This window comes from Variovorax sp. Varisp41, from assembly GCF_047325085.1.
Classification (GTDB): Bacteria; Pseudomonadota; Gammaproteobacteria; order Burkholderiales; family Burkholderiaceae_C; genus Variovorax.
The window spans coordinates 3,926,554-3,945,635 of sequence record NZ_CP168540.1; the positions used below are offsets into that span (position 1 = coordinate 3,926,554).

Below are 19,082 nucleotides of genomic sequence, written 5' to 3' on the forward strand. Positions count from 1 at the left end.
ACGACCGAGGACCGACCTTGCAGCAACCCGCTTCCGCTTCTTCCGACGCTTCCTTTCAGGCCCTGATGGAACGCGACTTCGGCGTGATCGCCGACCTGATCCGCTTCCACGCGCACAACACCCCCGAGCGGCCCGCGCTCGCCGACGCCGCGCAGCAGCTCGACTACCGCGCGCTCGACGCGCTGATGGACCGCATCGCCGCCAGCCTGCAGCGCGACGGCCTGCGCGCCGGCGACGCGATCGCGGTCTGCGCCGCCTCGTCGGTGAACTACGCGGCCGTGTTCCTGGGCGCGCTGCGCGCGGGCGTGGCGGTGGCGCCGCTGGCCCCGGGCTCCACGCCGGCCAGCCTGGCGCGCATGATCTCGGACGCCGATGCGCGCATCCTCTTCGCCGACGCGGGCGCGGCCGAGGTGATCGGCCCGGCGCAGCCCGGCGGCATCGCGCGCGTGGCGCTCGACGGCTCGGCCGTCGGCCGCTCGCTGGCCGACTGGCTCGCGCCCGAAGGCGCCACGCCCGAGCCCGCCGACGTACAGCCCGGCACGGCCTTCAACATCATCTATTCCTCGGGCACCACGGGCGAGCCCAAGGGCATCGTGCAGGGCCACGGCATGCGCTGGGCCCACGTGCAGCGCGGTGCCAAGTACGAGTACGACAGCCACACCGTCACGCTGCTGTCGACGCCGCTCTATTCCAACACCACGCTGGTCGTGTTCTTCCCCACGCTGGCCTTCGGCGGCTGCGTGGTGCTGATGCCGAAGTTCGACGCGCTCGGCTACCTGCAGCTGGCCGAACGGCACCGCGTGACCCACACCATGCTGGTGCCGGTGCAGTACCAGCGGCTGATGGCGCATCCACGCTTCGACGCGCACGACCTCTCGGCCTACCGCTTCAAGTTCAGCACCAGCGCGCCCTTCAATGCCGCGCTCAAGGCCGACGTGCTCGCGCGCTGGCCCGGCGGGCTGATCGAGTTCTACGGCATGACCGAGGGCGGCGGCACCTGCATCCTCGAGGCCCACCTGCATCCGACCAAGCTGCACACCGTGGGCCAGCCGGCACCGGGCAGCGACATCCGGCTGATCGACGAGGAAGGCCGCGAGCTGCCGGCGGGCGACACCGAGGTGGCCGGCGAGGTGGTCGGCCACTCGGCCGGCATGATGACCGGCTACCACCGCCAGCCCGAGAAGACGCGCGAGGCCGAGTGGTTCGACGCGACGGGCAAGCGCTTCATCCGCACCGGCGACGTGGGCCGCTTCGACGCCGACGGCTTCCTCACGCTGTTCGACCGCAAGAAGGACATGATCATCAGCGGCGGCTTCAACATCTACCCGAGCGACCTCGAGGCGGTGCTGCGCGGCCATGCGGCCGTGGCCGACGTGGCGGTGGTCGGCGTGCCCTCCGAGCAATGGGGCGAGACGCCGGTGGCCTTCGTGGTGCGGTGCGAGGGCGATGCCACCCCCGGCGACGCGCTGCTGCAGTGGGCCAATGCCCAGCTCGGCAAGACGCAGCGGCTCGCGGGCCTGGAGCTGATCGACGAACTGCCGCGCAGCGCGATCGGCAAGGTGCTCAAGCGCGAGCTGAGAGAACGCGTCCGCGGCTGACGCGCCGCGCCGTGAAGACCGGGCAGGATCGCGGCAGATGAAATCGCTGCGCGGTCAACTGGTCTTCTTCTGGGTGCTGCTGCTCGGCATGTGCGCGGCGCTCGCGGTCGTGATGTTCACGCTCTACCGCAGCAGCGCGGGCGCCCAGGTGGCGGCCGGACGCGCCGCCACCGAGCAGTCCTGCCGCGCGATCGCGGCGCGCTACGCCAGGTCGATCGCCAAGCCCGCCCCGCCGCGGCCCGAACTCGACCTGCTGCGCGTGCTGCTGCAGCTGGTGCTGATCGAGGCGCCGCATGTCGAGGGCGGCGTCTGGCATGCGGTCGACGGCCCGCTGGCCTATGCCTACCCGACCTACGAGGGCAGCGGCGTCAAGCGCGACGTGCCCGCGGCCGAGCAGCCGCTGATCGCCCAGCTGGCGCAGCTCGCGGCGCGCACCCGCCAGCCGCAGACCGACGTGGTGCGCGGCAGCCGCGAGGCGCTGATCGTCTCGGCCTGCCCGCTGCCGGCGCCGGCCGACGACCTCGCGGCCTGGACCATGACGCGCACCAACGGCGGCGCGCTCGCGGCCCAGGACAGCCTGCGCACCGGGCTCGGCGTGCTGCTGTTGCTGGTGCTGGCCTCGGGCCTGTGGCTGGGCTCGATCCTGCTGCGCGGGCTGCGCCATGTGCAGCGCCTCGAGAGCCGGCTGGCGCGGGCCGACGCCGATGGCGACGCCATGCCCGAGCTGCCGCGCACCGGCGTGCGCGAGCTCGACCGCATCGTCGACGGCTTCAACCGCTACCGGCTGCGCTTCGAGGAGGCGCGCGCCCACCTGCGCGCGGCCGCGCAGCCGCGCCGCCCCGACCCGCGGCGGGCCGCGCTGGGCCGCATGACGGGCGGCATCGCGCACGAGATCCGCAACCCCATCGCCACCATGCGGCTGAAGGCCGAGAACGCGCTGGCCGCCTCGCCCGAACGGCAGGGCCCGGCGCTGCAGGCCATCGTCGGCCAGATCGACCGGCTCGACGGACTGGTGCAGAGCCTGCTGGCGCTGGTGCAGCCCGTGACGCTGGCCCCGGTGCCGGTGCCGCTCGCGCGCTGGCTCGAGGAGCGGCTGGCGGCCGTGGCGCCGAAGGCCGAGGCCGCGGGCGTGCGGCTCGTGCTGCGGCACGAGGCGCCCGACAGCGCCGTGTTCGACCCCGTGCACCTGGCGCGCGCCATCGACAACCTGCTCGACAACGCCGTGCGCCATGCGCCGCGCGGCGGCGAGGTCGTGCTCGCGGCGGTGCAACCCGATGCACGCACGCTGGCGCTGCGCGTCGACGACGACGGCGCGGGCGTGCCCCAGTCGCTGCAGGCCAGCCTGTTCGAGCCCTTCGCCACCGGCCGCGCCGACGGCACCGGCCTGGGCCTGGCGCTGGCGCGCGAGGTGGCGCTGGCGCATGGCGGCGAGCTGCGCCACCTGCCGCTGGCGCCGGGCACCCGTTTCGAACTGGAGCTTCCATGGCGCACCTCCTGATCGTCGACGACGACGACGCCTTCCGCGACACGCTGGCCGAAACCCTCGAGGGCCTGGGCCACGGCGTGACGGCCGTGGCCGGCGGCGCCGAGGCCCTCGAGGCGCTCGCGCGCACGCGCTTCGACGCCGTGTTCCTCGACCACCGCATGCCCGGCATGGACGGCCTGCAGACGCTCTCGGCGCTGCGCGCCCGCGCGGGCAGGCTGCCGCCGGTGATCGTGCTCACCGCGTTCTCGAGCGCGGGCAACACCATCGAGGCGATGCGCCTGGGCGCCTTCGACCACCTGGCGAAGCCGATCGGCCGTGAGGCGGTGCGCGAGGTGCTCGAGCGCGCGCTGCAACAGCGCACGGCCGCCGCGCCCGCCAGCGCTCCCGACGACGAGGACGACGCCGAACTGATCGGGCCGAGCGAAGCCATGCGCGAAGTGCACAAGCGCATCGGCCTGGCGGCCGCCAGCGCGATGCCAGTGCTGGTGCTCGGCGAGACGGGCACCGGCAAGGAGATGGTGGCGCGCGCGCTGCACGGCCATTCGGCGCGCGCCGGCGGGCCCTTCGTGGCCATCAACTGCTCGGCCATCCCGAAGGAGCTGCTCGAGAGCGAGCTGTTCGGCCATGTGCGCGGCGCCTTCACCGGCGCCACCGGCGAGCGGCCCGGGTGCTTTCGCGCGGCCGACGGCGGCGTGCTGCTGCTCGACGAGATCGGCGACATGGCGCTCGACGTGCAGGCCAAGATGCTGCGCGCGCTGCAGGAGGGCGAAGTGACGCCGCTGGGCGGGCACCGCACGGTGAAGGTCGACGTGCGCGTGGTCGCCGCGACCCACCGCGACCTGCGCGCGGCCGTGCGCGAGGGGCGCTTCCGCGAGGACCTGCTGTACCGGCTCGACGTGCTGTCGATCCGCCTGCCGCCGCTGCGCGAGCGGCTGGCCGACATCATCCCGCTGGCCGAGCACTTCCTGCGCCGCGCGGTCCCGCGCGATGCGACCGAGCCGCCGAAGTCGCTGTCGGCCGAGGCCGCCCGCCGCCTGCTCGGCCATCCCTGGCCCGGCAACGTGCGCGAGCTGCGCAATGCAATGGAGCGCTGCCAGGCGCTGGTGCGGCACCGCGTGATCGGCGAGGCCGACCTGGCCGCCGCGCTGGGTGCCGCGCCGGCCGTCGATGCCGCGCCGGCGCTGCCCGCGGACTGGCTCGAGGCCGAACTGCCGGTGGCCGTCGAAAGGCTGGAGCGGCTGCTGATCGCGCATGCGCTCGCGCAAGCGCAAGGCAACCGGGCCGAGGCCGCGCGCCGGCTCGGCATCCACCGCCAACTGCTCTATCGCAAGCTGACGCAGTACGGCCTCGAATGACGCGGTGTCCGGAAAGCGGACGACCGCTGTCCCCGGATCATCCGGATGCCGCCGCGGCGGCGCTCGCAAGTCGTTGATTTCAAAGGGTTTCGGTGCTGGCACGTCGCGTGAGATGTCTTGAGGACATCCACCCGCAAGGAGCCTCCCATGACAGTCCGCCCCCCCTTCATCGCCGCCGCCTTCCTGCTCGCGGGCGGCACGGCCTTCGCCCAACTGCCGTCCCCGCCGCCCGGTGCTCCGCTGCCCCCGGGCGCCGCAACCGCCGCGCCCGAGGCCGGCACGGTCGTCACAGGCCGCGTGCAGCGCTTCCTGCTCAACCCCGGCGGCGAGGCCGACGGCCTGCTGCTGGCCGACGGCACCCAGGTCGCGTTCCCGCCGCACCTGTCGGCCGACGCGATGCAGCTGCTGCGGCCCGGCGACACGGTGCAGGTCGGCGGCTGGCGCGCGCCCGGCGTGCCGGTGCTGCGCATGCGCTCGCTCGAGGCCAACGGCCGCAGCCTGGCCGACACCCCGCCCGCGCCCGGCATGGCGCCGCCGCGGCCGCCGCGCGAACCGGGCGCGCTCGACGCGCTGAGCGCGCAGGGCCGCATCGACCGCCTGCTCTACACCGACCGCGGCGATGTGAACGGCGTGCTGCTGGCCGACCAGACCATCGTGCGCTTCCCGCCGCACGTGGGCGCGATGTACCGCGGCCAGCTGCGGCCGGGCGCCGAGCTCCATGCGCGCGGCTGGGGCACGCGCGGCGCGCAGGGCACGGCGCTCGAGGCCACCGGCCTGGGCCCGACGGCGGACACGGTCGCCGAGGTGCTGCGCGGTCCACGTCCGGGCCCGGGCATGGGGCCGGGTCCGCGCCCTGCCCCGCGCGGCCCGGCTTCCTGATCCTCGGCTCGCCCCGCCATGACGACCACGCCCGCCCGCCGCAGCCTGCGCGCCCTCGATGCGCTGGCCTTCTTCGCACCCGACATCCAGGGCGGCGTCGGCCCCTTCCTGGTGGTCTTCATGGCCGGCACGCTGGCCTGGGATCCGCAGCGCATCGGCAGCGTGATGTTCGTCTCGGCGCTGGTCGGGCTGGCGGTGCAGGCGCCGGCCGGCGCGCTGATCGACAGCGTGCGCCGCAAGCCGCGCTGGATCGCGGGCGCGGTCGCGCTGATCGCGCTCAGCCTGGTGGCGATGGCCCAGTGGCCGCTCTACGGCACCATCCTCGCGGGCCAATCGCTGATCGGCGCCGCGGGCACGCTGGTCGCGCCCGCCCTCGCGGCCACCAGCCTCGGCATGGTGGGCCGCGCCGGCCTCGACGCGCGCATCGGCCGCAACGCCGCCATCACCGCGGCCGGCACGGTGCTGTGGGCGCTGGGCACCGGCTGGGTCGGCCATGCCTTCGGCCCGCGCGCGATGTTCTTCTATGCGGTGGCGATGGCGCTGCCGACCATCGCGGCGGCGCTGCTGATCCGCGACCGCGACGTCGATCCACGGCTGGCACGCGGCGCCGATGCGCTGCCCGATGCCGCGCCCGGCACCGTCCGCTGGCATGACCGCCGCCTCGTCGTGCTGCTGGCCTGCGCCTTCCTGTTCCACCTCGCCAATGCCGCGATGCTGACGCTGGTGGCGCAGAAGGTCGGCTCGCGCACCGGCGCCGCGGCCACGCTGTGGCTGTCGGCCGGCGTGATCGTCACGCAGCTGGTGACCATCCCGATCGCGATGGCGGTCGGACGCTGGGCGCCGCGGCTCGCGCGCAAGCCGGTGTTCCTGGTCGGCTTCGCGGTGCTGCCGGTGCGCGGGCTGCTCTACCTGCTGGCCGACAGCCCCGCCGCGCTGCTCGCGCTGCAGGTGCTCGACGGCATCGGCGCGGGCATCTTCGGCGTGATGCTGACCCTGATGATCGGCGACCTCACGCGCGGCAGCGGCCACTTCAACTTCGCGCTCGGCCTGGGCGCGGCCTGCGTCGGGCTGGGTGCCGCGCTCAGCAACCTGCTGGCGGGCAGCATCGCGCACGCGGCCGGCTACGGCAGCGCCTTCGTCGTGCTCGCGGCCATCGCCGCCGCGGCGCTCGCGCTGTTCGCGCTCGCCATGCCCGAAACTCGGGGGCGGCAAGTGCGTGCCGCGCACGCTCCCGCCGCCCTGACCACCGCCGCTCCATGACCAAAAACACCGCGTCCGCCCTGCCCCCCGCCACCGCCTCCGCGGACACCAGCTCGCCCCAAGAGGGCGGCGGCAACGGCCTGCTCTGGGTGCTGGTGGCGGTGGCCGTGCTGTTCGCCTTCCTGCGGCCGCGCGCGCCGCTCGACTGGCTCAAGCTGATCGACTGGCAGACCGTGGGCGCGCTCGCGGGCCTGCTCGCGATCACGCAGGGCGTGGAGAAGAGCGGCGTGCTGCAGTCGGCCGCGCAGCGCCTGCTGGCGCGCACCACCGACCTGCGCCGGCTCGCGCTGCTGCTCGTGGCCAGCGCCGCCGTGCTGTCGGCGCTGGTCACCAACGACGTCAGCCTGTTCCTGCTGGTGCCGCTCACGCGCGTGCTCGCCACCCAGGCGCACCTGCCGCTGGCACGGCTGGTGGTGCTGGAGGCGCTGGCGGTCAACGCGGGCTCGGCGCTCACGCCGATCGGCAATCCGCAGAACCTCTACCTGTGGCACCGCAGCGGCGAGAGCTTCGCGGGCTTCATGGGGATGATGGCGCCCACGGTGGGCGTGATGCTGTTCTGGCTGTTCGCCGCCGTCTGGCTGCTGGTGCCGCGCACCGCGATCGCGCTCAAGCCGGCGGCCGACAGCGCGCCGGTGCAGCCGCGGCTGCTGGCGCTGTCGGGCCTGCTGTTCGTGGGCTTCGTGGTCGCGCTCGACCGGCACTGGCTGGCCGCGGGCCTGGCGGTGGTGTTCGGCGCCTACCTGCTGTTCCAGCGCCGCGTGCTGCGCGACGTCGACTGGGCGCTGCTCGCGATCATCGCGCTGATGTTCGTCGACCTGCGCCAGCTCGCCGAGCTGCCCTTCATCGCCGCGCTGATGACGCAATGGCCGATCGCCGAAGGCTGGCGCGCCTACCTGGCGGCGATCGTGAGCTCGCAATTCATCAGCAACGTGCCGGCCACCATCCTGCTCGACCGCTACGTGCACGACCTGCCGGCGCTGGCCGCTGGCGTGAGCGTGGGCGGCTTCGGCTGCGTGCTGGGCTCGCTCGCCAACCTGATCGCGCTGCGGCTCGCGAAGCTGCCCCACGGGCTGCGCGAGTTCCACCGCCTGAGCGTGCCCTTCCTGCTGGTGTGCGCGGCCTCGGCGCTGCTGCTGCGGCTGGGATGACCGCGGCGCGGGCGCGGCCCCGGATGCGTGCACGCGGCACAACATCGCCCGTGTCCGACGGGCGCGCGCGCTTTTTGTGGCTAGAGTGGTGACTCCCGAAGAAAGGAGTCATCGCATGGACAAGAAGAACAACAACGAGGATTTCGAGATCACCCCCAAGCTCGTGTTCGACATGAACCTCGCGCTGTACCTCGACCTGGTCGCGGCGCTCGAGGGCGCGGGCGCCGTCACCTACCGCCAGATGGCGGCGCGCGTGCTCAACATCAGCATGGACGCGCGCGCCGACGGGGAACTCGGACTCTCGACCGCGCTGGAGGGCATCGCGCAGGGCTTCGCGGGCCATGGCGACGGACTGTCGATCGAGCTGCTGAAGGCCGCGCGCGGGCTGCGCGAGGATGACGCGATGGGCGACATTCCGATGCGGCCGGACCTGGGCTGAGCACGAAGCGGCGACGGCCGCTCGCCGGCCCGGGTGCTCACCGGGCCCGGCGCATCCATCTTGCGGATCGCCTTGCCCAGTTACTTGTAGTCCAGCGTGAAGGTCGCGATGCCGTTGGCTTGTCCCGGCGTCACGGCATTGCCGGTCTGGAAGTAGCGCGCGGTATAAGGCAGCAGGTATTCGCCATCCTTCGACGGCCCCACCAGCGCGTCGTCGCCGTACTTCACGGGCACCTTCTTGCCGTCGATGACCTGGATGCCCACCCCGGTCGCGGTGCTCGTACCTCCCTGGGTGATGCGCAGCACGCCCGCGTCGCCGGCCGGGTCGGGCGTGGCGTCCATGCGCAGGTAGACGGTGTTCTGCGTGCCCACGCCCGCGTTGCAGTTGAGCCTGATGTTGAAGTTGCGCTCGGCCGTGGTGGTGCCGCGGCCCTTGAAGTCGCTTTGCGGCACCTTGCCGAACAGCACGGGGATGTTCTTCGAGCCGGTGTCCACGCTGCAGGTCGGCGTGACGATGGTGATGGCGTCGCCGACCACGCGCGTGGTCACCGCCGAGCCGCCACGGTCGCCGGAGTAGGTGGTGTAGATCCCGCTGACCAGCGGACCGCTGCCGGTGACGGGAGCGATCTTGTAGAGCTCGACCACGAAGTCGGCATTCGTGGCAAACGCGCCGAAGACGCCGGACAGCGTGTGGGGGTAGTAGGTGTCGGGGGAATTGCCGATACCTCGTCGAAGCAGCCGGATGCCGATCCCCGGCACGCTGGTGGCGAACACCTTCTCCTTGCCGGACCACTCGGCACCGACCGATGCACGGTTGATCTCGCCACGCAGCGTGCCGGACCCGGTGGAGCAGTCGAAGGGGGTGTTGTTCTTGCCCGCCTCGTAGATGGGGAAACGGGCCTCCTTGATCAGGTAACCCACGGGCCAGGTAGGGTCCACCACGATGCGCCCCACCACCATGTTGATGTCTTTCACGACGTAGCCATTGGCGGTGTTGAGCTGGCAATAGGCACTCGCTTCCTGCGCGGCCACCAGCAGCACGAGCCCCGCGATCAGCGAAGCGCCGCGACGCAACGGGGAAGAGAAGAACGCCTTCATCGCGCCCGACGGATTGCTGCGGGTCATTTCGCCTCTTTCTTCATTGCCTGCGGCTTGAACAGCGCCGCGCTGTCCTGCGAACTGGCGGCGCACTGCCCCGCGAGCTCGCGGATCGGCGGCGGATTGGCCTCCTCGGGCAGGCTGTAGGCCACCGTGCACTGGTCGCTCGCGCCCTGGCCCCAGCGCACCGTGAGATTGCCGCTCTGTCCCGCGCCGGTCACGAAGGCCTGGCCGTCGGGGCCGACGATGCCGACCTCCTGGCCCGCCTCGTTCTCGATCTTCGAACCCAGCGGCAAGGCCCGGCCCTTCGCGTCGCTCAGCGTCATCAGCAGGCGGAAACCCACCGAGGTCTCGAACTTCGCGACCACCACGGCGCCGCGCGTGGGCACCACTTCCATTGCCGCGTTCTTCACCTCGACGGTGTCGCCGAGGTCGCCGGTGCGCAGCGCGAGGCGGTTGAGCCGGTACGGGCTCAGGTTCGGGATGACGGCATTGCCCGCGCTGTCGGTCGCCACGCCCGGCTGCGACTCGAAGCCCACGCCGCCGGCCTTGGGCGCCTGCACCAGCGCGACGGTCTCGCCCAGCGGCTGCGACAAGGTGACGCCACCGCCATGCGCGAGCAGGCCGCCCGACATGCCGAAGGTGGTCTGGCCATAGCCCTTGCCCTGCGAATGGCCGAGGTCGAAGCGGCCCACGGGCGACAGGTAGCTCGCGCTGGCGCTGCCGCTCGAGCCCTGGCTGTCGATGTTCGAGTGGCCCGCGGTGACGTTGTAGTTGAGCCGGCTGTCCTCGAAGGCGCTGCCGTAGACGCTGGCCTGCTGACTGAGGCGCCCGTCGCTGTCGCGAGTGACCGTGTATTGCGCGCTGGCGCGCGTGTCGCCCAGCGGGATGCTGATCATCACCATGAGCTGCCGGTTGACCGGGCGCGCCGTGCCGGAGCCGAAGGTGTTGATGCCGCCGTTGTTGGTGCTGTAGTTGTAGAAGACGCTGTAGCCGAACTGCTTGTAGTTGCCCGAGTAGCCGATCTGCACCAGCCGGTCCTTGGCGGGCGTGCCCCAGTAGGTCTGCTGACGCGCCGAGGCGAACACCGAGCCCCAGCTGCCGATCTGCTGCGAGAGTTCGAAGCGCAGCTCGTTGCGGCGGCTGTTGAAGTTGTCGGGCAGCAGCAGGCCCTGCATCTGCGCCGCCTCCTGGAAGGTGCGGTAGCCGCTGGTCGAGTAGCGATAGCCGGCCACGCGGAAGTTGGTGCCCGAGTCGACGAAGGCCTTCGAATAGAGGAAGCGCAGCGACTGGCCGTTGTAGGTCTTGTCGAAACGGTCGACGGTGCGCGCGGCCGAGAGGTCGAACGAAACCGCGCCGAAGGCGCGCATGTTCTTGCCCACGCCCACCAGGCCCGACTGGTACTTGCGCGCGGCGATCAGGCCGCCATACACCGAGTACTCGTCGGGCAGGCCGCGCGCCAGGGTCGCCTGCAGGAACACCGGCTCGGCCGGCGCCTGGCTCGGCAGCAGCGGGTTGGTGTTCACGCTGTCGTAGCCGTTGCGGTACTTGCCCACGGTGGCCGAATAGCGCCAGGTGCCCTCGCGCAGCAGGGTCGGCACGGCCGAGAAGGCCTGGGTGTACCTGGTCTGGCGGCCGTCGGCCTCGGTGATCGTCACCTCGAGGTCGCCGCTCGAGGCGGTGGGATAGAGGTCGTCGAGCACGAACGGCCCGGGCGCCACGAAGGTGCTGTAGACCACGTAGCCGTTCTGCCGCACGGTGACGCGCGCATTGGTCTGGGCGATGCCGCGGATCGTGGGCGCGTAGCCCTGCAGGCTGTCGGGCAGCATGGCGTCGTCGGAGGACACCTGCACGCCGCGGAACGGCAGGCTGTCGAAGAAGTTGCCGGGCGTGTTGCCGTCGCCGATCAGCAGCTGGCCGTTGATCGAGGCCAGGTCGCGCTGCGCGTAGCTGGTGACGCCCTGCCAGCGGCTCTTGCCGTCGAGACCGCGGTTGTAGGTCGAGTAGTGGCGAAAGCGCCAGTCGCCCATGTTGAAGCCCGCGCGCACGCCCGCGAAGAAGGTGTTGCGCTGGAGCGTGTTGCGGTTGCGGTTGAACGGGTCGGCCGCGTCGAAGACGTTGAGCTGCGGGTTGGCCAGCGGGGTGTCGTTGCGGTAGTTGCTGCCGCTGAAGCGCGAGTAGTTGAGCTGGTAGTCCAGCATGAAGGCGGTGATGCCCTTGTCCCACTTCTCGGGACCCACGGCGCCGCGCGCGCTGCGCTTGAGCGCGGCCTGCGGAATGCTCAGGAACAGACGCTGGCGGCCGGCGTCGTAGCTGAGCTTCGATTCGGGAATGGCGCTGGCGAGGTCGATACAGGCCTCGTCGGCGGCGCCGGCGATCGCGGGGAACACGGCGACGTTCACGCCCCAGCCCTCGAGCAGGCCGCGCGTGAGGCAGGCCACCGCGTCGTTCGTGCCTTCCCTGTCCTCGAAGCGGACCTCGCTCTGGCCCACGCCGCGCTCGTTGAGCGAGACGTCGACGGTGTACTTGCCCGCGAGCACGCGGTTGCCAAACGAGAACAGCGAGAGGTCGGCATGGGGCTGGTCGCCGCCGATGCCGAGGAACTCCTCGTTGAAGCTCGAGGCGGCGAGCTGCTGCTTCTGCGGCGCGGGCGTGGCCTGGACGCCATGCATGCCGAGTCCCGCGAGCAGCGCGGCGGCAACCGGCGCGCGACGCAGCGCGGGGAAAGTGGGCACGCGGCGGCGCATGGCTCGGCTCGCCTTCCTCAGCGCTTCGCGCCGTCCGCCGCGACCGGAGCGAGCTCGGCCTTCACGGCCACCGGCGCATCGCCCGCGGGCACGCGCACCAGCTCCTCGGGCGTTTCGCCGCCGTAGTCGTTGAGCGTGGTGAAGTTGACCTGGATCGCCTGCGGCGCCTTCACCGCGGTCAGCGGATATACCGACTCTCCGAAGGGCGGCACCATGTCGGCGTTGATGTCCTGCTGGCCGCCGTTGATCTTGAGACCGGTGAAGGTCACGTGGTAGGGCGTCGGGTTGCCGATCCGAAGCACCGCGCCCTGCGCGCCGCCGGCCACCGCCCACTGCAGTTGCGCGCGGGCCTCCTCGGACTTGCCGCCCAGGCCGCTGGGCCGGTAGAACAGCTTGATGCGGCTGCGCACCGCGATCTGCAGCACGTTCTCGTCCTTCGAGCGCTCGGGGATCTCCTTCACGTTGAGCCAGAACACCGACTCGCGGTCGGCGGGCAGCTCGCCCGCCACGCGCATGATGCGCAGGATGTTCTCCATGCCGGGATCGAGCCGCGACAGCGGCGGCGTGACCAGCATCGGGGTCTTGTTCTTGCCTTCGCCGGCGTCGATCCAGGCCTGGACCACGTAGGGCGAGGTGCCGGTGTTCTTCACCGGAATCGAGGCTTCGCGGTCCTTCTCGCCCAGGATGACGCGCGTGCCACCGAGCATCACGCCCGCCGCGGCCGGCCATTGAAGGCAGAGCATCGCCACGATGCCCAGGGTCCAACGAATTCGATTCTTGCTGCACATACGACGGGTTCCTCGGTGCGGTGGACGCTGGCGTCCGGGCGCACCCCAGCACGGCGGCGCACGCGGCGCACCGGCGGAAAAAAGACGGGTGATGGAAAAAACCGGCCGATGCGGCGCGCCCACGCGAGGTCGCCGCGCCGCGTCGGTCCGGAGCGGAATCCGGCCGGCGCCCGCGCGATGGCAGGGGCCGGATCCCGCGTCAGCGGCTTACTTGTAGTTGACCGTGAACTGGGCCACCGAGTTGGCCGGACCGACCGTCACGGTGTCCTTGGTCGACACGTACACGGCCTGGAACTTCAGGGCGTTGTCGCCCTGGCCCAGAACGTACTGCGCCGATTCCGAGCCGAGCGGAATCTTGGTGGCGGCGGAATCGCCGAGCTCGATGGCCACGCCCGAAGCGGTGGTCACGCCGACCTGGCCGGCATTCGCCAGGCGCAGGGTGGTGGCGTCGTCGAGGTCGGGCGTGCCGGTGAACGACACGGTCGCGCCCTTGGCGGTGGCGCCGCAGCCGAGCAGGTCGATCGTGAACTTCGACGGCGTGGCCTTCTTGCCCTTGCCGCCGTCGAGCACCGTACGCGCGACCTTGCCCAGCGGCACGGTCATGTTCTGGCTGTTCGGCGAGATCGAGCAGGGCGCATCGACGATTTCGCCCGTGAAGTTGATGGTGCCGTCGGCAGCCATCGCGCCTTGAGACAGCGCACCGGCAACAGCGGCCAGAGCCGCCAGCTTGAAGAAACTTTTACGCATCTGAATTCCCTGGGGATTGTTAACAAAAGGACTACATGCCTTTACAAGGCAGAGCGCAGTCTATTAATCAATTCCTAGGAGAAGAAGTGCATTTGGCCTCAGTTGACAGTGGTTGACATTGTTAACTAACTGTTTGTGAACTAAAGCCAATCGCGAACTTTTCGATACGAAAGTTTTGCCAAATACTACCCAGCTGTCATCACTCGGTCGCCACCTGCAGGACCAGCTTGCCGAAGTTGGCGCCGCTGAAGAGCCGGTTCAGGGCCTCGGGGAAGGTATCGAGGCCCTGCACGATGTCTTCCTTGCTCTTCATGCGCCCATCTTTCAGGTAGCCGGCCAATTCGGCAATGGCCACGGGATAGCGGTCGGCGTAGTCGAACACCACGATGCCTTCCATGCGGGCCCGGTTCACCAGCAGGCTCAGGTAGTTGCGCGGGCCGGCCGCAGGCATGCTGTTGGCGTTGTTGTACTGGCTGATGGCGCCGCAGATGATGATGCGGGCCTTGCGCGCGATGCGCGCCAGCACGAGGTCGAGGATCTCGCCGCCGACGTTGTCGAAGTAGATGTCCACGCCCTTGGGGCAGTGCTGCTTGAGGCCGTCGCGCACGGCGGCGGCGCCGGCCTTGTAGTCGATGCAGGCGTCGAAGCCCAGCTCCTTGACCACCCAGTCGCACTTGGCCTCGCCGCCCGCGATGCCGACCACGCGGCAGCCCTTGATCTTGGCCAGCTGGCCCACGGTCTGGCCGACCGCGCCGGCGGCGCCCGAGATCACGACGGTCTCGCCGGCCTTGGGCTGGCCCACGTCCATCAGGCCGAAGTAGCCGGTCATGCCGGGCATGCCCAGCACGTTGAGCCACTGGGTGATGCTGCCCACGCGCAGGTCGATCTTCACCAGGCCGTTGCGCTTGATCTCCTCCTGCGGGATCAGCATGTATTCCTGCACGTTGAGCGTGCCGTAGACGGTGTCGCCGACCGCGAACTGCGGGTTCTTCGAGGCGATGACGCGGCCGATGCCGCCGGCGCGCATCACGGCGCCGATCTCGACCGGCGGGATGTAGCTCTTGGCGTCGTTGAGCCAGCCGCGCATGGCCGGGTCGAGCGACAGCGACAGCGTCTTGACCAGCACGCCGCCCTCGGCCGGCTGGGCCACGGGCTCGCTGCCGAAGCGCCAGTGCTCGCGCGTGGCGGCGCCCTCGGGACGCTTGGCGAGGCGGACCTGGTGGTTGACGAGTGCGGTGGTGTCGGTCATGAAGCGTCTCCTGGAGATGGGGCCCGCGCCCCGGTGTGGCGGATGCGGCGCATGCTAGCCGCGCCGCTCCAGGCAGCGCGTAGCGCAGGCGACAGCCAGGCCCGCGCTCAGCCCAGCCGCACCACGATCTGCAGCCCCGGCGAGGCATTGCGCACCCGCAGGCTGCCGCCGTGCGCCTCGGCGATCAGCCGGCACAGGTACATGCCCAGGCCGACGCCGCCGGTGGCGCGCTGGCGCGCGCCATCGGTGCGGTAGAAGGCCTCGGTCAGCCGCTCGAGCTGCGCCTCGTCCACCCCCGGGCCGAAGTCGCGCACCTCGATCTCCACGCCCTGCGCCTGGCCCTCGAGCACGGCGCGCACCGACACGCTCGGCGGACGCGGCGCCTCGGTGCTGTAGCGCAGCGCGTTGTCCAGCAGGTTGCGCACCAGCAGGCGGATGCGCATGCGATCCACCGAATGGGCCGGCAGGCCCTCGGCGAGGTCGAGGTGGACCTCGCGCGCGGCCGGCATCTCGGCCACGGTCTCGCGCACCAGCGCCGCGAGGTCGATGCGCTCGCGCTGCAGCGCCGCGTGCGGGCTCGCGAGCCGTTCGCTCTCGAGCAGGTCACTGATCAGGTCGCGCATCTCGTTGAGGTCGCGCAGCAGCGCCTCGCGCTCGGCCCGGCCTTCGGCCGTGGACGGCAGCAGTTCGGCATTGAGCCGCGCGCGCGTGAGCGGCGAGCGCAGCTCGTGGCTCAGCGCCAGCAGCAGGCCGCGCTTGGCATCGAGCATGGCCTGGATGTCGTGGGCCATGGTGTTGATGTGTTCCGCGAGGTCGCCGATGTCGTCGTTGCGCCGCACCGGGATCGGTCGCTCGAAGTCGCCGCGGCCGAAGCGCTGCGCGCCCTCGCGGATGTCGATCAGCGGCCGCAGCAGCCGGCTCACGTAGGCATAGCCCAGCACCACGAGCAGCAGCAGCAGGCTCAGCGTGGCCCAGCCGGCCGCGCGCGGCGCGATCTGCCACAGCCGCGGCGCCCAGCCGAAGATCACGCGGTGGCCGTCGGCCGTGGGCCGGATGAACCACTTGTCGCCCCACATCGATTCGTCGTGGTCGCGCATCCAGCCGCCGCGCGTGCCGTGCTCGCCGGGATTGGAATCCCAGTTGACCGTCGGCCCCACGATGCGGATGGTGATCGGCAGGCGGTCGACCAGCGCCTGCGCGCGCGACACGTCGGGCGGCGTGCCGAGCTCGGCCACCAGCCGGTCGGCGTAGTCGACCAGCATCGGCTGCGCGGCCTCGGCCCAGCCGGTGGAGAAGGACTTCTTCATGCCCGCGAGGAACACGCCGGTCATGACCACCGCGAGCAGCACGAACATCATCACCAGCCGTATGCGCAGCGAGCGGCGCCAGCGGCGCTTGCCCTGCACCTTCTCGTGCCACTGCGCATGCCACTGCCGGTGCAGCTCGTCGCGGCGGCAGGCGAAGGCATGCCACGCGCCCTCGCGATCGCGGCGTTCCCTGCGGCGGAAGTTCATGAAGAAGGCTCGCCGGGCGCCACGGCCAGCGCGTAGCCCGCGTTGCGCAGCGTCTTGATGCAGTCCAGCGGCTCGAGCTTCTTGCGCAGGCGGCTCACCACGATGTCGACAGCGCGCGTGTAGAGCTCGGCCTCGTGGCCGCGCAGCCGGTTGAGGATGTCGTCGCGGCTGAACACCTTGCCGGGCTCGGCCGCCAGCAGCGCCAGCAGCTCGAACTCGGTGCCGGTGAGGTCGACGCGCTCGCCCTGGCGCAGCACCAGGCGCCGGTCGAGGTCGATCGCCAGGCCGTCGAACACGCGCTGCTGCGACGCGGCCGCCGCGGGCGGCGCGACGCGCTGGCGCCGCAGGATGGTCTGCACGCGCGCCACCAGCTCGCGCGGCTCGAAGGGCTTGGGCACGTAGTCGTCGGCACCGAGCTCGAGGCCGACCACGCGGTCCATCACCTCGCCGCGCGCGGTCAGCATCACGATCGGGATGTCGCTTTCCTTGCGGATCTCGCGGCACAGCGCGAAGCCGTCCATCTCGGGCAGCATGACGTCGAGGATGGCGGCGTCGAAGCTCTCGGCGCGCAGCCGCGCCAGGCCTTCGCTGGGCCGCACCGCGCTCTCGAGCGTGCAGCCGAAGCGCGCGAAGTAGCTCGCCAGCGGCGCGCCGAGATGCTCGTCGTCGTCGATCAGCAGGATGCGCGGCATGGGCGGATTGTGCCTCCTGGCCAGGAGCTGGCTGATGATCAACCCGCCCGGCATCGCACCGCCACGACGAGGCCGGCCGCGAGCGCGGCGAGCAGGACCAGGTGATAGGCGACATCGGGCACGGTCTGCGGCCCGATGCCGATCGCGATGGTGAACAGGCCCACCAGCGTGCCGAGCAGCGCGAAGCCCTGGGCACGGATCGCGAACCAGCGCGTCCAGGCCGGGCGCAGCCAGCTCGCGGCCGCGGCACCCACCAGCACCAGCGCGATCACGGCCTCGGCCGTGCGCGCCTGCGCATGCGCGAAGCCGGGGATCAGCCGGCCCGCGTGCACGGCCGAGGCAGTGCCGAGCGCGAGCGCCTCGGCCAGCAGCCAGGTGCGCGCGACGGCGGGGCGCAGCACGGGCCGCACGACATCGTCGGGACGCGCGCTCACCATGGGTCCTGCCTTCCGACGCGGCCCAGGTGCGTGAAGCCGAAGCCCGCCTCGTACTTGAGGCCGAAGCCCAGCGTCCGGTCGAACGCGATGTGCGCGGCCCAGACCAGCGCCAGCGGCAGCGCGAAGGGCAGCGCCACCAGCAGGCCCAGCGCTCCGATGCCCAGCGGCACCAGGTACGAGTGCGCGAGGTTGTAGACCCGCGCGCCGATGCGCGGCCCCGCCAGGTAGCCGAGCATCGACAGGTCGGGCAGCAGGAACAGCAGCGCGAACAGGCCCCAGCCGCTGCCGGTGCGGTCGTAGGCGATCAGCGCGCCCGCCAGCACGGCCAGCGCCTCGAGCCGCAGCGTGGTGCGCACGCCGCCGGTCGCGGCGCCTTCCTGCGCATCGGTCGCGGCATCGCTCGCGCGGCGCGCGGCCTGGCGCCGCAGCGCGATCAGGTCGGCCAGGTTCGGTTCGATGGTCTTCATGGTGTGCTCGCATCAGGTGGAGGGCGCCGGGCCCCGGAAAGGATGGGAATGCGGCCCCGGCCAGGGGTCGGGGCCGCCGGTGCATCAGCCCTGGCGGCTCCAGCGGCGTCCGCCGCGCTCCATGAACTCGCGCACCTTCTGCTGTTGCGCGGGATTCAGGTGGTCGAAGAAGTCGGCCGCGGCCGCGATGATCTCGGGGCTGCCGTTGCGCAGCGCCGCGGTCTTCTCGTCGACCAGGCGCGTGGCGCCGGCCTGGTCGAGCTTGTTGCCGGCGAACAGGGCGCGGAACTGCGAACGCGGGTCGCCCGAGCCGTCGGCGCCGCGCAGGGCCTGGCGCTGCGCCTGCAGCTTCTCGGCCAGCACGGTGAGCTTCTGCTTCTGCGCTGCATCGAGGTCGAGCTTGCTGCCCACGCGCTCGACCATCTTGGCGCGGAACTCGGCGCTGTCGCCGTTCCAGCCGTGGCGATGGCCGGCGCAGCCGGCGACGCTGCCGGCCACCACGGCGAGCCCGGCAAAACCGAAGAGCGTGCGTTTGATCCAGTGTTTCATGACGGGTCCTTGTGTGTGTTGGAGGAGGAAGCTCGATGGTGCTTTCGGGGCGGCTTCGCGTCCTTTCACCGCGGTATCGGCGTGTTTTGTTTTTTTTGGATTGGAGGCCGGAGGGCCGAAACGAAAAAGCGACGCCGATGCGTCGCTTGCTTCCGGGGGCGCGAAGGGCCGTGTCGCTCAGAGCTTGCTGGCGTCGCGCGAGGCGGCGGCGCGTGCGTCCACCGGGTTCTGCAGCGTCGAGATCACCTTGCTGTTGACGCGCGAACCCGAGCTCACATTCTGGTCGGGCGCGGCCGCGGTGCGCACCGCCTCGGCCACCACGTTGGCACGGTCGGTGGAGCGCGCCACGGTCTCGGGACCGCGCGAGCCGCGCGTCACGTTCTGGTTCGGTGCCGCGGCGGCGCGCACGGCTTCCTCGTTGATCTCGGCGCGGGTCTTGGCCGACACGGCCTGGTGCACGCCGTCATAGCTTTCGGCCTTGGCGCCCGCGGCGGCGAGCATGGCGAAGGAGGCGACGGCGACAGCCTGGGTCAGGGAGAGCTTCATGGATCGGGCCTTTCAGGGTTGGTGAAGAGAAGGCCTGATCGTGCTTGCCGGCGCGCGGCAAGTCCTTTCGCCGCGGTTTCGGCG

At 71.4% G+C, this 19,082-nt stretch carries 18 protein-coding genes; 7 read left to right on the forward strand and 11 right to left on the reverse strand.

Annotated features, from left to right (window positions below; all coding sequences use genetic code 11):
* The first annotated feature begins 65 nt into the window (after positions 1 to 65).
* The 7 genes from ACEN9J_RS18065 to ACEN9J_RS18095 all read left to right on the forward strand — a co-directional run bounded on the left by ACEN9J_RS18065 (position 66) and on the right by ACEN9J_RS18095 (position 8,165).
* Positions 66 to 1,598: a class I adenylate-forming enzyme family protein gene (locus tag ACEN9J_RS18065; protein ID WP_413764578.1), complete on the forward strand. Its 1,533-nt coding sequence runs from the start codon at positions 66 to 68 to the stop codon at positions 1,596 to 1,598.
* Positions 1,599 to 1,635: 37 nt separating this feature from the next.
* Complete coding sequence (locus tag ACEN9J_RS18070; protein WP_413761693.1) at positions 1,636 to 3,096, forward strand: sensor histidine kinase; 1,461 nt, start codon at positions 1,636 to 1,638, stop codon at positions 3,094 to 3,096.
* A complete protein-coding gene (locus ACEN9J_RS18075) occupies positions 3,081 to 4,439 on the forward strand; it encodes a sigma-54-dependent transcriptional regulator (protein WP_413761694.1) in 1,359 nt (452 codons plus the stop codon). The genes ACEN9J_RS18070 and ACEN9J_RS18075 overlap by 16 nt, the downstream gene beginning before the upstream one ends.
* Before the next feature lie 147 nt (positions 4,440 to 4,586).
* Positions 4,587 to 5,318 (forward strand): hypothetical protein, encoded by a 732-nt coding sequence (locus tag ACEN9J_RS18080; RefSeq protein ID WP_057593992.1) that lies wholly within the window; start codon positions 4,587 to 4,589, stop codon positions 5,316 to 5,318.
* Between the two features lie 18 nt (positions 5,319 to 5,336).
* Positions 5,337 to 6,578: an MFS transporter gene (locus ACEN9J_RS18085; protein WP_413761695.1), complete on the forward strand. Its 1,242-nt coding sequence runs from the start codon at positions 5,337 to 5,339 to the stop codon at positions 6,576 to 6,578.
* On the forward strand, positions 6,575 to 7,726 hold the full coding sequence (locus ACEN9J_RS18090; RefSeq protein WP_413761696.1) for an SLC13 family permease: 1,152 nt from the start codon (positions 6,575 to 6,577) through the stop codon (positions 7,724 to 7,726). The genes ACEN9J_RS18085 and ACEN9J_RS18090 overlap by 4 nt, the downstream gene beginning before the upstream one ends.
* Before the next feature lie 115 nt (positions 7,727 to 7,841).
* On the forward strand, positions 7,842 to 8,165 hold the full coding sequence (locus ACEN9J_RS18095) for a hypothetical protein (protein WP_261215558.1): 324 nt from the start codon (positions 7,842 to 7,844) through the stop codon (positions 8,163 to 8,165).
* Positions 8,166 to 8,245: 80 nt separating this feature from the next.
* On the opposite strand, the gene ACEN9J_RS18100 is transcribed toward ACEN9J_RS18095, so the two are convergent.
* The 11 genes from ACEN9J_RS18100 to ACEN9J_RS18150 all read right to left on the reverse strand — a co-directional run bounded on the left by ACEN9J_RS18100 (position 8,246) and on the right by ACEN9J_RS18150 (position 18,998).
* Positions 8,246 to 9,289 (reverse strand): fimbrial protein, encoded by a 1,044-nt coding sequence (locus ACEN9J_RS18100; protein ID WP_057596175.1) that lies wholly within the window; start codon positions 9,287 to 9,289, stop codon positions 8,246 to 8,248.
* Positions 9,286 to 11,997, reverse strand: coding sequence for a fimbria/pilus outer membrane usher protein (locus tag ACEN9J_RS18105; RefSeq protein WP_413761697.1), 2,712 nt, complete (start codon positions 11,995 to 11,997; stop codon positions 9,286 to 9,288). The genes ACEN9J_RS18100 and ACEN9J_RS18105 overlap by 4 nt, the downstream gene beginning before the upstream one ends.
* Positions 11,998 to 12,026: 29 nt before the next feature.
* On the reverse strand, positions 12,027 to 12,752 hold the full coding sequence (locus ACEN9J_RS18110) for a molecular chaperone (protein WP_413761698.1): 726 nt from the start codon (positions 12,750 to 12,752) through the stop codon (positions 12,027 to 12,029).
* A 252-nt stretch (positions 12,753 to 13,004) separates the two neighbouring features.
* Positions 13,005 to 13,544, reverse strand: coding sequence for a fimbrial protein (locus ACEN9J_RS18115; protein WP_057596172.1), 540 nt, complete (start codon positions 13,542 to 13,544; stop codon positions 13,005 to 13,007).
* A 199-nt stretch (positions 13,545 to 13,743) separates the two neighbouring features.
* Entirely contained in the window at positions 13,744 to 14,793 is a 1,050-nt protein-coding gene (locus ACEN9J_RS18120) for an NADP-dependent oxidoreductase (protein ID WP_413761699.1), read from the reverse strand.
* A gap of 107 nt (positions 14,794 to 14,900) precedes the next feature.
* Positions 14,901 to 16,307 carry a sensor histidine kinase gene (locus ACEN9J_RS18125; protein ID WP_057596170.1) on the reverse strand — a complete coding sequence of 469 codons (1,407 nt, stop codon included), beginning with the start codon at positions 16,305 to 16,307 and terminating at the stop codon, positions 14,901 to 14,903.
* A complete protein-coding gene (locus tag ACEN9J_RS18130; RefSeq protein WP_057596169.1) occupies positions 16,304 to 16,999 on the reverse strand; it encodes a response regulator transcription factor in 696 nt (231 codons plus the stop codon). Before ACEN9J_RS18130 ends, ACEN9J_RS18125 begins: the two co-directional genes overlap by 4 nt.
* Before the next feature lie 38 nt (positions 17,000 to 17,037).
* Positions 17,038 to 17,436: a hypothetical protein gene (locus tag ACEN9J_RS18135; protein WP_409976582.1), complete on the reverse strand. Its 399-nt coding sequence runs from the start codon at positions 17,434 to 17,436 to the stop codon at positions 17,038 to 17,040.
* A complete protein-coding gene (locus ACEN9J_RS18140) occupies positions 17,430 to 17,903 on the reverse strand; it encodes a DUF4260 domain-containing protein (RefSeq protein WP_082322052.1) in 474 nt (157 codons plus the stop codon). Before ACEN9J_RS18140 ends, ACEN9J_RS18135 begins: the two co-directional genes overlap by 7 nt.
* An 84-nt stretch (positions 17,904 to 17,987) precedes the next feature.
* Positions 17,988 to 18,452 carry a Spy/CpxP family protein refolding chaperone gene (locus tag ACEN9J_RS18145; RefSeq protein ID WP_057596167.1) on the reverse strand — a complete coding sequence of 155 codons (465 nt, stop codon included), beginning with the start codon at positions 18,450 to 18,452 and terminating at the stop codon, positions 17,988 to 17,990.
* Between the two features lie 177 nt (positions 18,453 to 18,629).
* Positions 18,630 to 18,998, reverse strand: a complete 369-nt coding sequence (locus tag ACEN9J_RS18150; protein ID WP_413761700.1) for a DUF4148 domain-containing protein — start codon at positions 18,996 to 18,998, stop codon at positions 18,630 to 18,632.
* Positions 18,999 to 19,082 lie beyond the last annotated feature (84 nt).